This window comes from Hyphomonas sp. (assembly GCF_046313735.1).
Lineage (GTDB): Bacteria > Pseudomonadota > Alphaproteobacteria > Caulobacterales > Hyphomonadaceae > Hyphomonas.
Genome location: NZ_JBKBXW010000001.1, coordinates 198,787 through 212,331, shown reverse-complemented (window position 1 = coordinate 212,331; position 13,545 = coordinate 198,787). Strand labels below are relative to the sequence as shown.

12 protein-coding genes are annotated in these 13,545 nt (G+C 66.2%); 1 reads left to right on the top strand and 11 read right to left on the bottom strand.

Going from position 1 to position 13,545, the window contains the following annotated elements:
* Window positions 1-14: 14 nt before the first annotated feature.
* From nusG to ACK4SV_RS00965, 4 genes are all read right to left on the bottom strand, one after another.
* On the bottom strand, window positions 15-557 hold the full coding sequence (gene nusG / locus ACK4SV_RS00980; protein ID WP_409915912.1) for a transcription termination/antitermination protein NusG: 543 nt from the start codon (window positions 555-557) through the stop codon (window positions 15-17).
* A 44-nt stretch (window positions 558-601) separates the two neighbouring features.
* The gene (gene secE / locus ACK4SV_RS00975; RefSeq protein WP_409915911.1) at window positions 602-820 is read right to left on the bottom strand and encodes a preprotein translocase subunit SecE; all 219 of its coding nucleotides are present in this window, start codon (window positions 818-820) and stop codon (window positions 602-604) included.
* 138 nt (window positions 821-958) lie between these two features.
* Entirely contained in the window at window positions 959-1,840 is an 882-nt protein-coding gene (locus tag ACK4SV_RS00970; protein ID WP_409915910.1) for an SMP-30/gluconolactonase/LRE family protein, read from the bottom strand.
* Window positions 1,841-1,881: 41 nt separating this feature from the next.
* Window positions 1,882-2,757 (bottom strand): 2-dehydro-3-deoxygalactonokinase, encoded by an 876-nt coding sequence (locus ACK4SV_RS00965; RefSeq protein WP_409915909.1) that lies wholly within the window; start codon window positions 2,755-2,757, stop codon window positions 1,882-1,884.
* Window positions 2,758-2,911: 154 nt separating this feature from the next.
* On the opposite strand from ACK4SV_RS00965, the gene mazG reads away from it, so the two are divergent.
* The gene (mazG, locus tag ACK4SV_RS00960; RefSeq protein WP_409915908.1) at window positions 2,912-3,739 is read left to right on the top strand and encodes a nucleoside triphosphate pyrophosphohydrolase; all 828 of its coding nucleotides are present in this window, start codon (window positions 2,912-2,914) and stop codon (window positions 3,737-3,739) included.
* A gap of 160 nt (window positions 3,740-3,899) precedes the next feature.
* Here mazG and hflX read toward each other — a convergent pair whose 3' ends face one another.
* The 7 genes from hflX to ACK4SV_RS00925 all read right to left on the bottom strand — a co-directional run bounded on the left by hflX (window position 3,900) and on the right by ACK4SV_RS00925 (window position 13,542).
* Complete coding sequence (gene hflX, locus ACK4SV_RS00955; RefSeq protein WP_409915907.1) at window positions 3,900-5,216, bottom strand: GTPase HflX; 1,317 nt, start codon at window positions 5,214-5,216, stop codon at window positions 3,900-3,902.
* An 18-nt stretch (window positions 5,217-5,234) separates the two neighbouring features.
* Window positions 5,235-5,483, bottom strand: coding sequence for an RNA chaperone Hfq (gene hfq, locus ACK4SV_RS00950; protein WP_034812840.1), 249 nt, complete (start codon window positions 5,481-5,483; stop codon window positions 5,235-5,237).
* An 86-nt stretch (window positions 5,484-5,569) separates the two neighbouring features.
* A complete protein-coding gene (locus ACK4SV_RS00945) occupies window positions 5,570-6,979 on the bottom strand; it encodes a potassium transporter TrkG (RefSeq protein ID WP_409915906.1) in 1,410 nt (469 codons plus the stop codon).
* A gap of 2 nt (window positions 6,980-6,981) precedes the next feature.
* Window positions 6,982-8,355 (bottom strand): Trk system potassium transporter TrkA, encoded by a 1,374-nt coding sequence (gene trkA / locus ACK4SV_RS00940; protein WP_409915905.1) that lies wholly within the window; start codon window positions 8,353-8,355, stop codon window positions 6,982-6,984.
* 25 nt (window positions 8,356-8,380) lie between these two features.
* Entirely contained in the window at window positions 8,381-9,766 is a 1,386-nt protein-coding gene (locus tag ACK4SV_RS00935; RefSeq protein WP_409915904.1) for a sigma-54-dependent transcriptional regulator, read from the bottom strand.
* 13 nt (window positions 9,767-9,779) lie between these two features.
* On the bottom strand, window positions 9,780-12,059 hold the full coding sequence (locus ACK4SV_RS00930) for an ATP-binding protein (RefSeq protein WP_409915903.1): 2,280 nt from the start codon (window positions 12,057-12,059) through the stop codon (window positions 9,780-9,782).
* A gap of 109 nt (window positions 12,060-12,168) precedes the next feature.
* A complete protein-coding gene (locus ACK4SV_RS00925; RefSeq protein ID WP_409915902.1) occupies window positions 12,169-13,542 on the bottom strand; it encodes a sigma 54-interacting transcriptional regulator in 1,374 nt (457 codons plus the stop codon).
* Window positions 13,543-13,545: the final 3 nt, after the last annotated feature.

Sequence of the window (13,545 nt, the reverse complement as noted above, 5' to 3'; positions counted from 1 at the left end):
GGCGCGCAATAATCTCAGACCTTCACGACCTGGTCGAATTCCAGGTCCACCGGCGTGCCCCGGCCGAAGATCGACACGGTCACCTTCAGGCGGCCATTGGCCTCGTCGATTTCCTCGACAGCGCCCTCGAAGCCCTGGAACGGGCCGTCATTGACCTGCACCTGCTCGCCGATCTCGAAGCTGACCTTCGGGCGCTGGCGCTCGGTGGTCACGTCCTGCGAGCGGCCGAGGATCCGGTCGACTTCCTTCTGGCGCACCGGCAGCGGTTTCTTGCCGCCTTCGGCGCCGAGGAAGCCGGAGACTTTCGGCGTGTCCTTGACGAGGTGGTAGATGTCGTCGGTCAGGCGGGCCTTCATCAGCACATAGCCGGGGAAGAAGCGCTTCTCGACCGTCTTCTTCTTGCCGCGAGCAACCTCGACGACCTCTTCGGTCGGAACCTCGATCTCCTCGATCAGTTCCATCAGGCCCTTGCGTTCGGCCTGTTCACGAATCGTGGCCGCCACCTTCTTCTCGAAGTTGGAATAGGCGTGGACGATATACCACTTGGCTTCAGACATAGGGCCAGCGCGCTCCGGAAAGACTGCCTGCGCCGGGGCCGGCATCAGCCGCCCCGGACGAAATTGACGAACATGCTTATGACCGTATCAGTCAGGAAAAGGAAGATTGCGATCACGATGGACATGATGATCACGAAGATCGTCGCCTGGATCGTTTCCTGGCGCGAAGTCCAGGTCACCTTGTTGCCTTCCGCGCGTACCTGGCGGAGGAACGTCAGAGGCCCGACGCTCTTTTTCTTTTCCTTCGGGTCCTTCTCGGCCATAGCATCACTCACTTGAAAGGCGGGCGCTTAGCCCGTTTGAACGCCCGCGTCCACGGCAAATCTGCATCCTGTGCGATGTGAGCCATGCCTGGCCCGATCACAAGCCCCTGTCTGTAAAGGGCGCCGTCTGCGGCAATGTCAGCCGCCCTTGCCGAAGCTGCGCGGCGGCAGGCCCGGCACATCCACTTCGACCGCGAACAGGCTGCCGGACAAGGGGCGCGCGTCCAGCTGCGGAAAGCTCAGCCCTGTGCGCGCCGTCGTGATGAACAGGGTGCGCATGTCCCGTCCGCCGATGGCGCAGCCCGTCGGCAGGGGCGCGGCCACGATGATCGTCTGGTCCAGCGTCCCGTCCGGCAGGTAGCGCACGACCCGGGAAGCCCCGTGCAGGCACACCCACAGCCCGCCCTCGCTGTCCACCGCCGCCCCGTGCGGAAGGCCGCCCAGCTCATGGGTAAACGCAAAGGTCCGCCGGCCCGACAGCGCGCCCGTCGCCGGATCCGCGTCAAAGGCGAGGATTTCCCCTTCTGCCGTATCGCAGGTGTAGAAGGTGCGCCCGTCCGGCGAGAACTGCATCGTCTTCGTCACCAGCACGGACGGCAGGCGCAGAAGAGACACCGCCTTGTCGGCGCCATACCGGTAGTACTGGCCCGTTGGCTCGCGCCCCGCATCATCCATCGTGCCGAACCAGAACGAGCCGTCCGGCGCGACGCCGCCATCGCTCGTCCGGTTTCCCTCCGGCTCATCGTCCAGCCGGCAGAGCCGCTCATACACTTCACTGGCCGGATCGAAGACACCGATCTCCCGGTCGCCCGCCATCAGCAGGCTGCCATCATACAGCGCCAGGCTGCTCGCCCGCACCGGCAGGTCATAGCGGCGCGTATTGCCGGTTTTCGGATTATAGCGGTGCAGCTTGGCGCGGCGCACATCCACCCACCAGAGGAACCCCTCCGAAGGGCTCCACACCGGGCCTTCGCCCTGCAGACAGCCCGTGGGCGCAACACATTCTGGCGACATCATCATGAGGTAACCTGCCTATCCCGGCCAGATGTTGGGGCGACGCCTTAATCCTCGCCCAGCAAACCTGCAAGGTCTGCCAGTTCGACGAGCCCGTCCTGCAGCACGCCTTCGGCCGAGGCTTCCTCGACCTCCGCGCCGAGGCAATCGAAGGCGAGGCCATAGGCTTCCAGCAGCGGACCATCCGCCACCAGAACGACCTCATCGCCCGGATCATAATGGGTTGCCACGTCCCGCCCGATCAGCAGGCCGGCGACCGCGGCCGCCTTATGGCGCGGGTGGAGACGGCCCGACAGCACCGCCGCCTCGACCGCAAAGACCGGCACCGGCTCGCCCGTATCCAGCGCCATCTCGACCCAGTCGCGGAAGACGCGCTCATCAAAGGCCTGCGCCTGGTCCGGCCCCAGCGCCAGCGTGCCGCCGGTGAGATACAGGTCGCGCAGCTCCGCCGTCATTTCCGTCGCGATGCGCACGATCCGCCCATGCGCCAGCTGGACATGCCGGGTCAGCCGCCCGGCGAGACAGATCGCGCCATGATCCTCGCCGAGCCCGGCCAGCATCGTCTCCGCCCCGCCCGACACATCCGCCGGCTCGCCCTGCCACACCCATGGCACGACATGTACCCCGGCCGTCTCGAACAGCCGCGCCGCTTCGGTCGCCGCCACCGGCAGGCGCATCTCCGCGCGCAGGCTCTCCGGCGCAAGCAGGCCGATGTCCCCGCACGCGATCACCGGCACCTCAATCGCGCTGCCGATCCATTCGCCGAGATGGAAATGTGTGCGCGGCAGGTATTCAGACAGCTCCGGCCGGCGCGCTTCCAGCGCCGAGAAGGCGCCCAGCACCTCGCCCTCAGCATCGAAGGCCCAGCCCGAAAGCCGTGTGCCATTCCAGTCGAGCCCGATCAGTGCCAGCGATTCCGCCATTGTCTCCTGCCGCATCCGGCGCATTCCGCGCCCCTCTAACCTCTGGGGCAGCCCGCCGCGCCGCGCAAGGCGGAAAAAGGCCCCTGCCTGCTTGCCGCCCCGGCGCGCCGCCCGCTAGAGGAGGAGGCGCGACACGCGACGGAGGCGCAAGCCCATGCCCGACACCCAGACCCGGCCGGCCGATGCCGCAGAGGCGCTCACCACCCTCATCAACATCATGGCCCGCCTGCGCGATCCGGACGGCGGCTGCCCCTGGGACTTGCAGCAGACCTTCGCCACCATCTACCCCTACACGATCGAGGAAGCCTATGAAGTCGCCGACGCGATCGAGCGCGGCGACATGGGCGACCTGCGCGACGAGCTTGGCGACCTCCTGTTCCAGGTGATCTTCCACAGCCGCATGGCGGAGGAGGCCGGCGCCTTCGAGCTTGCCGATGTCATCGCCGCCATAAATGACAAGATGATCCGCCGCCATCCGCATGTCTTCGAGGCCGCTGATGGCCGCGATGCAGACGGGCAGACGGTGGCCTGGGAAGAAATGAAAGCCGCCGAACGCGCTGCCAAAGGCAAGGCTGCCAAAGCCGGCAGCGCACTCGATGGTGTCGCCCTGTCCCTGCCCGCGCTGTTGCGGGCGGAGAAACTCCAGAAGCGCGCCGCCCGCACAGGCTTTGACTGGACCGAAACCCCGCCGATCTTCGACAAGCTCACCGAGGAAGTGGAGGAGGTGAAAGCCGCCATGGCCTCCGGCGACGCCGAAGCCATCGAGGACGAAGTCGGCGACCTCCTCTTTGTCGCCGCCAACCTCGCCCGCCGCCTCTCGGTCGATCCCGAACAGGCCCTGCGCCGCGCCAATGCCAAATTCGAACGCCGCTTCCGCGCCATGGAAGCCGCCGCCGCAGCCGAAGGCGTGGATTTCAGTTCGCTGAGCCTCGATGAACAGGAAGCCTACTGGCAGCGGGTCAAGGCAACCGAGCGGAAATAGCTCTCACGTCCCTTACCTTCGTCGCTCCCGACCGGCAAAGCCGGTCTGGGAGCCCATCTCCCGCCACCGCCGCGCCGCTCATCCTGTCTGTCAGGAGATGGGCGCCCAGATGGCTTTCAGCCATCGGGCGTGACGAGGACCTTGAACGAGGTGATCGAAATCACCCCTTCACCACCTCACCGTCCACCCCCGGAAACTCTGCCCGGAACTGCCCGGCACGTTCGGCTGACAGGCGCACGCCCAGTTCCACCGCGCCATCCTCGCCCGTTGTCTCGGATGTCACTTCGCCATGCTGGTGCAGCCAGGCGCGGGCGCGGCCCTGTTCAGGCGGTAGGCGGAAAATGTAAGCTGTCCGTCCCCGGAGCAGCGCGGCCTCGATCAGCGCCAGCAGGGCGTCAATGCCCGCCCCCGTCAGCGCCGACACCGCAACCGCCGGCGGCTCCGCCCCGTAGGCTGCCAGCGCCTCCAGCGAGGCGGCGCGCTCGGGCGGCAGCAGGTCCATCTTGTTCCAGACCTCGATCATCGGCGGCAGCGGCAGGCCGGACTCACTCTCCAGCCGCTCCAGCACCTGCATCACATCATCGGCCTGGTCGAGATCAGACGCGCTCGCCCGGTCGCGCACATGCACCAAGAGGTCCGCCTGAAGGGATTCCTCCAGCGTCGCCTGGAAGCTGTCGATGAGGTGGGTCGGCAGGTCGGTGATGAAGCCCACCGTATCAATCAGCGCCGCCTCGCCCAGCGTCGGCAGGTCGAGCCGCCGGATGGTCGGGTCGAGCGTCGCAAAGGGCATGTCCTTGGCCAGCACATCGGCCCCGGTCAGCCGGTTGAACAGGCTGGACTTGCCTGCATTGGTATAGCCCACCAGCGCGACCACGGGCTTGCCGGAGCGCCGCCGCCCGGCGCGCTGCACTTCGCGCGTGCGCTTCACATCCTCTAGGTCGCGGCGCAGCCGCAGGATCTTCTCGTCCAGCATCCGCCGGTCCGCTTCCAGCTGGCTCTCGCCGGGCCCCGACAGGAAGCCCCCGCCGCCGCGCTGGCGCTCAAGGTGGGTCCAGGTCCGCACAAGCCGCGAGCGCTCATAAAGGATGCGCGCCAGCTCCACCTGCAGGCGGCCTTCCTTGGTGCGCGCGCGAAGACCGAAGATTTCAAGGATCAGCCCCGTCCGGTCGATGACCTTCACACCGAGGCGTTTCTCGAGATTGCGTTGCTGCACCGGCGTCAGGCTGCCATCGATCACCGCCAGCGTGCAATTGTGCGCCTCGATATCCCCCGCCATCCGGTCCAGCAGGCCGCCGGAGAGGAGATAGCTGGGATTGACGTCGCGCACATGATCCGGCCGGAGGAAGCCGAGCTCGCAGCCCAGCGCCTCGACAAGGCCTGCGGTTTCAGAGAGCCGGTCCGGGCCCGGCCTGTCCGCTGGAGTGAACCAAGGGATCACGACGCCGGCGATCTCGGGCGCCGGCAGGCGGTCGATCATGCCCGGCTTCAAGCGGGATCAGTCCGCATCCATTTCCTCATCGAACAGCTGCACAGGGGCGCTGGGCGCGATGGTGGAAATGGCGTGCTTGTAGACAAGCTGCGGCGGACGGCCATCGCCGCGCAGCAGGACGCAGAAATTGTCGAACCATGTCACCACCCCCTGCAGCTTGACCCCGTTGACGAGGAAGACGGTGAGCGGGGTGCGGGATTTGCGGACAGCGTTAAGGAAGGTGTCCTGGAGGTTCTGCTTCTTGTCGGCGGACATGGGTTATGTCTTTCTGGTGCTTGTTCTCGTTATGATTTATCCGGCAGCTAGTGCGGTTGCGTCACCTTCGCAAGTGCACACCCGCTTTACCCTCTCCAGAAACTGAGGGAAAGCGCGGGAAGCACTGTGAGTATCTCGACCCTGCCCAAAAGCATGGCAATTACAAGGAGCCCCTGCTCGGCAGGCGTCAGCACAGCGCGCTCGGCGGTGGCGATCAACCCTCCGGAACTCGTCAGCCCGCCGATCGCCAGCCGGATCGAATCACCGATCGCATCCCCGGCGAAGGAAAACGCCGTCATCAGCACAAACACGGCCACCACATAGCCGATGAAATACACCCAGACGCCGATCACGCTGCGCTCGTCCAGCTCCCGGTCGCGGAAGCGGAAACTCAGGACCGAGCGGCGATAGCCGAGCTGCAGGAATTCCTGCCCCGCCCGGCGCCCCAGCACGATGAAGCGCGCGATCTTGATGCCGCCCGCCGCCGCCAGCGCCGAGCCGCCGATCAGGCCCGGCAGCACATGCAGCGTCAGCGGCACGCTCGCCCCGGCCGCGCCCACACTCAGCGGCAGTCCGGAGGTCGACAGCGCCGACACCGACCAGGCCGCGGCATCATCCAGCGCAAATCCCAGCGGAATCAAGGCCGCCGCAAACAGCACCGCCAGCGCGGCAAAGGTCACGGTCTCCGGGTCCAGCGCCGCCGATTTCACCGATCCGACGCGCAATGGCAGCCAGATCGCCAGCCCCAGCGCGCCGATCACCATGCCGAAAGTCAGCACCACCGACGCCGCGAGCGAAAGCGGCGCCGCCGCCGCAGCCCCCGGCAGGACGAGGCCCGTGGTGATCACGCTGACCGCATCCGCCAGCGCCCGGCCCGGCGGCACGCCCGCCACCAGAAGCAGCAGCAGGATGAAGGCCGTCGAAATGCCGAGCATCAGCCCGACCGCCACATAAATGCGCGGCATCGCATCGAAATAGCTCGTATCCGGCACGGTAAACAGCACCGTGCGGTGGATCCCCGGCCCGCCCAGATTGATCGCCGCGAACACGCCGGCTGCCATCACCACCGCCGCATAGGCGCCGATCAGGTGCAGCAGGCCGCGCCAGTAGATCAGGCTCGCCGGCCATCCGTCCTCGCCGAAGACGAGCGTCGAATGCCCCGTTGTTGTCAGGCAGGAGGTTGCTTCGAATACCGCCGCCATCGGCGAATCATTGGCCACCCCGAAGACAAACGGCAGTGCCGACGCGAGCGGAGCCATCAGCCACCAGAGCAGCACCACCGCCAGCGCATCGGAAGGCCGCGCCCGCCGCGCCGGCTTCGGCGAAAGCAGCAGCACGCTGGAGCCGAACACGGCGAGGCTGAGGGCCGTCGCCCCGAAGGCAATCACCTGCGGCGTCTCGCCGAACGCAGCCGCCACGCCTGCGCCAGACAAGGCCGCCCCCGCGAGGATCAGCATCAGGAGCGCCAGGACGCGGACGACGGAGGCGTAATTCATGGCTAGAAATAGTCCGGGTTGACCCGGAAGAATTTCTCGACGCTGCGCACCATGTCGGCCTCATAGAAGAGGATCAGATGATCCTCCGGCCGCACGGTCACGGTCTCGTCCGCCATCATCACCTGATTGTCGCGCACAATGGCGGCAGCCGCGACGCCTTCGGGCATGTCGTCATGGCCAAGCGGCTTGCCGATGAGGGAGGAGGATTCCAGCGCCACGCCTTCTGCCACTTCCGCCGCGCCGTCTTCGAGCGATTGCAGGCCGAGGATCCGCCCCCGGCGCATCCTGAGCAGGATCTGGGACACGGTCAGCGCCCGCGGATCGAGCACGGTATCGACCCGCATGTCCGGTGCCAGTGTGGCGAGTTCCGGCGTATTGATCAGCGCCAGCGCCCGGCGCGCGCCCGCCCGCTTGGAAAGATTGCTGATCAGGAGGTTCGTCTTGTCATCATCAGTGATGACGATCACGAAGTCCGCCCGCTCCACCCCGCCTTCCGACAGGATGTCGGGATTGAGCCCGTCACCCTGGATCACGATGGAGCGCTTGACCATGGAGACCGCCTTGTTGGCGCGCTCGCTGTCCCGCTCGATCATCCGTACCCGGATATGGCTTTCCTTCTCCAGCATCCGCGCAACATAGAGGCCCACATTGCCGCCGCCGACGATCACCACATGATCCAGCCGGTTCTGCTGGGTACTGAAGATCGAGGTCAGCCGCGGGGCGTGCGCATCGAGTACGGCGGCATAGACCCGGTCGCCCGCCTTCAGCACATCCTTCGCCCGCGCCGCCCGCAGGCTCTCGCCCCGGCCGATGCCGACGATCCGGGCGGAAAGCTCCGGGAACAGCCCGCGCATCTGGTCCACCGCCGTATCAATCAGCGGGTTTCCGGCGGTCACTTCAAATCCGATCAGCTTGATCTGCCCGGCGGCAAAGTTCGCGCTCATGATCGCGCCCGGCGTGCGGCACCGCTGCAGGATCGCATCGCCCACCTCTGCCTCCGGCGAGATCACCATGTCGATGGGCAGCCCCTCGCGCGAGAAGATGTTCTTCCAGGCGGGCTCCAGGTAGGATCGGTCGCGCACCCGCGCGATCTTGAACGGCACCGAGAACAGCGTGTGGGCGATCTGGCAGATCACCATGTTGATCTCGTCGAAATGGGTGACCGCGATGATCATTTCGCAGTCTTCGGCCCGCGCGCGCTTCAGCACATCGGGATGGGCCGCATGGCCGACAATGCCGCGCACATCGAGGTCGATCGACACCTGGTCGACGAGGTCGGCGCTCTCGTCGATGATGGTGATTTCATGCTTCTCGCGGGCAAGGCGGCGGGCAATGCCCTGCCCCACCCGCCCGGCGCCGCAGATCAGAACATGCATGGCTCAAGCGCCCCCGAAGAACGGCTCAGGAATCCTGACGGACACCCGTAGCTATCCCCAAAGCCTTTAATTTTCTGTGCAGGGCGGAGCGTTCCATACCGATAAACTCAGCCGTGCGCGAGATATTGCCGTTAAAGCGCGTGATCTGCAGCGTCAGGTATTCCCGCTCGAACTGCTCGCGTGCATCGCGCAGGGACAGGCCCACAAGCTCCGCAGACCCCGCTTTTTCCGCCTGTGACGGGCCCCGGCCGGGATCGCGCGGCAACTCGTCCACGCTGATCGGGCGGGTTGCATCCGGCGGCGACAGGATCAGGATGCGTTCCACCATATTGCGCAGCTGGCGGATGTTTCCCGGCCAGTCCATTGATTGCAGCACCGCCAGCGCCTCGGTCGAAAACCGCCGGAAGGTCAGCCCCGAAGTCTCGGCAATCCGTTCACAGAAATAGGTCGACAGGTCGATGATATCATCGCGCCGCTCCATCAGCGACGGCACCCGCAGCGGCACGACGTTCAGCCGGTAATAGAGATCCTCGCGGAAATTCCCCGCCTCGATCTCGGCGCGCAGGTCTTTCGTGGTCGAGGCCATCACCCGGACATCGACGCTGACATCCGAACGCCCGCCGACCCGCTGGAAGCGCTGCTCCGTCAGCACACGGAGTATCTTGTTCTGCGTGCCGACCGGCATGTCCGCCACTTCGTCGAGCAGAAGCGTGCCGGTATGCGCCCGCTCGAACAGGCCGACGCGCACCGTGCGCCCGCCCGAATCCTCCTCGCCGAACAGCGTTGCTTCCATCTGGTCGGGCGCAATCGTGGCCGCTGTGACGACCACGAACGGGCCTTCCGCGCGCATCGAATTCTTGTGGATCAGCCTTGCGGCCAGTTCCTTGCCGACACCCGCCGGGCCGGAGATCAGCACGCGCGAATTGGTCGGCGCCACCTTGTCGATCGCCGCGCGCAGCGTGCTCGCTGCCTGGCTGTTGCCGATCCAGCGTTCTTCATCGCCCGCCCGGTTGCGCAGCGCGGCATTCTCATAGCGCAGCGCCGCCGCCTCGATGGCGCGCTCGACCACCAGCATCAGCCGGTCGGTCTTGATCGGCTTTTCGATGAAGTCGAACGCCCCGCGCCGGATCGCGGCAATCGCCGTCTCGATGTTGCCATGCCCGCTGATGACAATGACCGGCAGGATCGGGTCGATGGATTTGAGGTATTTGAGCAGCGACAGGCCGTCCATCCCGCTGCCCTGCAGCCAGACGTCCAGGATCACCAGCCGCGGCGTGCGCGAGCGTACTTCCTCCAGCGCGCGCTCCGCCGTGTCGGCGGTGCGCACCGCATAGCCCTCATCGCCGAGAACCCCGGCCATCAGTTCACGGATGTCCGGCTCGTCATCCACCACCAGGATATCCAACGCCATGCGAACGTCTCCTCTACAAACTCAAAGGGTACGGGACGCGGCCATCTTCGCCGCCGGTCTCGTCCCGGGATGGATCTTCCGCCTGCAGGGCGAGCGCGCCATTCTCCGGCAGCAGCACGCGCACCCGCGCGCCGCGCAGGCCATCGGGCCGGTTCTGCAGGGAGATGGAGCCGCCATGATCGGCGATGATCCGGTTAACTATGGCAAGACCAAGGCCGGTGCCTTTTTCCCGCGTCGTCACATAAGGCTCCAGAAGCCGCGCGCGCACTTCCGCCGGAAAGCCCGGGCCATTGTCCTCGATGATCACTTCAAGGTCGCGCCCGGAAGGCTTCAGCTGGATGCGGATATGCCCCTCGGCATCGCCGCCGCCCGTTTCGCCGTCGATGGCTTCAGCGGCGTTTTTCAGGAGGTTGCCGAAAGCCTGCCCCAGCAGGCGCTCATCGCCCAGGAACATCGCCTCAGGCAGCTCGGTCTCCAGCTGAATCTGAATCTCCGGCGAGACAACCCCTTGCGAGAAGGTCGACTCCTTCAGCAGCGCCACCATGTCGAACGGCGCCAGGCTCGGCTTCGGCATCCGCGCGAAGGAAGAGAACTCCTCCACCATATGCGCAATCTCGTCCACCTTGCGCAGGATCGTATCCGTGCAGCGCTCGAACACGCCGTCCGGATCGTCGATCTTCGGCCCATAGCGCCGCTTCAGCCGCTCTGTCGACAGCATGATCGGCGTCAGCGGGTTGCGGATCTCATGCGCGATGCGCCGCGCCACATCCCGCCAGGCGAGCTGGCGCTGCGCCATCACCAGCCGCGTCGTATCGTCAAAGGTCAGCACGCAGCCCCCCTCCGGCTCCGGCGCAGTCTTGAGGCGGACGTTCAGCACTTCGCCGCGCCGGCTGATGTCCAGCGTCGCATCCACCGGCGCCCCGCGCTCCAGCGTATCGCGCACAGGCCGCGCAAAGGCAGGCGCAATCTCGGACAAGAGCGCGCCCTGCGCCGGCTCTTCGATACCGAGCAGGTCCAGCGCCGAGCGGTTCGCCAACGTGATCCGCCCGTCAGGGTCTACCCGCATGACGCCCGCACCCAGTTCCGCCAGCAGCGTCTCGACAAAGCGGCGCCGGTCTTCCTCTTCATTGCGCGCGCGGATCAGCGCGTCCCGCTGGCCGGATAACTGCTCCGTCATCGCATTGAAGGACTGGCTAAGCGCGTGCAGCTCATCCTCCGGCCCGGTCACCGGCACGCGCACCGTCAGGTCCCCGTCGCGCACCGCATGGGCCGCCCCGGCAAGCCGCCCGATCGGCCCCGTCACCCGCCCCGACGCCTCCAGCCCGAGCCGCGCCGCCAGCAGCAGCACAAGGCCTGCAATCTGCGCATAGCCGATCACGAAGATCGTCTGCAGCCGCCCGCCGCTCTGCTTGGCGGCGTAGTAATCCTCCAGCGCCGCTTCCGCCTCGCGCAGCGAGCGCGCCGCGTTCCGGTCGAACACCTTCACCGCATAGATATAGCCGTCGAGGGGCGCCGAAATCCGGATCAGCGCCGTCGCCAGACCCCGGCCTTCATAGAGGGTCGTCGCCACCGCGCCCTGATCGGCCTCGAGATAGGCCGATTTCGGCGGCAGCAGCAGGATCGGGTCGAGCACGCTCGCCTCGGCGATCAGATCCACACCGTCCCCGCCGAGGATCGCAATGGTCAGGAATTCCCGGCTGGTCAGCTCTGCCCGGAGGCCATCAAAGAACGCCGCCGAGGCATAGTCATAGATCGCCTCGCCGCCCTCCGCGCCGGTGTCCGCCGAGGCAAGGGTGCGATCTACCTGCCGGGCGAAATTCTCGATATCCAGCGCGGCGAGGCGCATGTCGGAATCAAAGCCGGACTGGAAATTCTCCACATAGGTGCGGAAGATTTCCGCATTCTGCTGCATCAGATTGTCGACCCGCTCGCCAATCCACCGGTCCAGCCCGCGCGTGATGAACGCGCCCATGAACACCGCGACCACCATCGCCGGGATCAGCGCAGAAAAGCCGAACAGCAGCACGAAGCGCCGCGCCATCCGTCCGTCGCCCTGCCCGCGCCCGCCGCCCCGGATGTTCAGGTATTCGCGCACCACGATGACCGCGAGCACCGTCAGGAGCAGGAAGTTCAGCCCCAGCAGCCAGGGCGTCGCCCCGGCGGTCGGATCGTCCGGCGCTGCGCCCGAAATGGCAATGAAGGTCGCAAACACCGCGACGAGGGCCGCAATGATGAACAGCCCCTCGAACAGGGCCCAGCTTGCCTTGGGTGTCTGCGAGGTCGCTGCGGTCAAACTCGGCTTTCCGGCTCTTAGGGCCCCCGCCCCGTTGCAGGAAAGACACACATTAAGTGTCCCGACCGCAACACTGGTGCACTAAAAGCACAGACCGCTACGCCGTCAATCAGTCTTCTGCAATGCCCAGAGCGTTAATCTTGGCCCGGAGCGTGTTCCGGTTCATGCCCAGCAATTGCGCCGCGCGCACCTTGTTGCCCGATGTCACCGACAGGGCGAGCCGGATCAGCGGCCGCTCGACACGGTTAATGACGGACTCATGCACATTCGACTCGTCCAGCTCCCCGCTGGCCACCAGGTCGCCCATCACATAGCGGTGCAGCAGCGCCTCGATCTCCGCCTCGAAGCCGGGATTGCTGCCGGTCTTCTCCGCCGCGCCCATGCGCATCTCGCGCTCGACATCCATGACCGTGATGACGCTGTCGGACGACAGCACCGCAAGGCGCAGGACAAGGTTCTCCAGCTCGCGCACATTGCCCGGCCAGTCATAGGCCGCCATCAGGTCCAGCGCCGACTTGTCGAATGTGCGCGCTGCCAGCCCCTGCCGCTGGGCGCGGATCAGGAAGGCGCGGGCGAGTTCCGGAATGTCTTCCTTGCGCTGCCGCAGCGGCGGCAGGGTCAGCCGCATCACGTTAAGGCGGTAGAACAGATCCTCGCGGAACTTGCCCTCCTCCACCAGCCGGCCCAGGCTGCGCCGGGTCGAGGCGATCAGGCGCGCCCCGCCCTGCTCGCGCAGCAGCTTCACCAGCTGCGCCTGCGCCTCGGCCGGCAGGTCGCCGATCTCGTCGAGATAGAGGGTGCCGCCTTTCAGGTGCGCCGCTCCCGGCGCGCCGCTGGTGCCGAACAGTTCGCGGTTGATCTCCGCCGGCGGCATCGCTGCGAGGTCGAGCGCAATGAAACGTCCGTTCTTGGACTGGCCGAGCTGGTGGATCGCCCGCGCCGCGAGTTCCTTGCCGGTGCCGCTCTCGCCCTCGATCAGCACAGTCAGGTCGGTGTTCATCACCTTGGCGATCAGGCGGTAGACTTCCTGCATCGCATCGGATCGCCCGATCAGCGGCAGGCCGGCATCATAGGCCGCCTTCTGCGCTTCGGGATTGATCGCCCGCTCGCTCGCCGGCGCAGACTTGAGCGCCCGCCGCACAAGGCTGGAGAGCACATCAATATCAAACGGCTTCGGCAGGTAATCGAACGCGCCATGCTCGGCTGCAGACGCCGCCGTCAGGATCGTGTTCTGCCCGCTCATCACGATGAAAGGCAGCTCCGGCCGGGCGAGCTTCATCGAGGGCAACAGGTCGAAGATCGACGTGTCGCCCAGATAGACGTCAGTGACCACCACATCGCCCTCGCCATTGCGCACCCAGCGCTGCAGCGCATCGGGCGAGCTCGTCGCGCGCACTTCATAGCCGGCAGAGACCAGCGTCTGGTTCACGACGAGGCGGATGCTGGCATCATCTTCCGCCAGCAGGACAGTCTTGTCAGCCATGGG

Coding starts and splice junctions, on each gene's coding strand:
- secE (WP_409915911.1), bottom strand. CDS start 820: ATGGCCGAGAAGGACCCGAAGGAAAAGAAAAAGAGCGTCGGGCCTCTG.
- trkA (WP_409915905.1), bottom strand. CDS start 8,355: ATGCATGTTCTGATCTGCGGCGCCGGGCGGGTGGGGCAGGGCATTGCC.
- ACK4SV_RS00925 (WP_409915902.1), bottom strand. CDS start 13,542: ATGGCTGACAAGACTGTCCTGCTGGCGGAAGATGATGCCAGCATCCGC.
- nusG (WP_409915912.1), bottom strand. CDS start 557: ATGTCTGAAGCCAAGTGGTATATCGTCCACGCCTATTCCAACTTCGAG.
- ACK4SV_RS00970 (WP_409915910.1), bottom strand. CDS start 1,840: ATGATGATGTCGCCAGAATGTGTTGCGCCCACGGGCTGTCTGCAGGGC.
- ACK4SV_RS00945 (WP_409915906.1), bottom strand. CDS start 6,979: ATGAATTACGCCTCCGTCGTCCGCGTCCTGGCGCTCCTGATGCTGATC.
- hfq (WP_034812840.1), bottom strand. CDS start 5,483: ATGTCCGCCGACAAGAAGCAGAACCTCCAGGACACCTTCCTTAACGCT.
- ACK4SV_RS00965 (WP_409915909.1), bottom strand. CDS start 2,757: ATGGCGGAATCGCTGGCACTGATCGGGCTCGACTGGAATGGCACACGG.
- ACK4SV_RS00935 (WP_409915904.1), bottom strand. CDS start 9,766: ATGGCGTTGGATATCCTGGTGGTGGATGACGAGCCGGACATCCGTGAA.
- mazG (WP_409915908.1), top strand. CDS start 2,912: ATGCCCGACACCCAGACCCGGCCGGCCGATGCCGCAGAGGCGCTCACC.
- hflX (WP_409915907.1), bottom strand. CDS start 5,216: ATGATCGACCGCCTGCCGGCGCCCGAGATCGCCGGCGTCGTGATCCCT.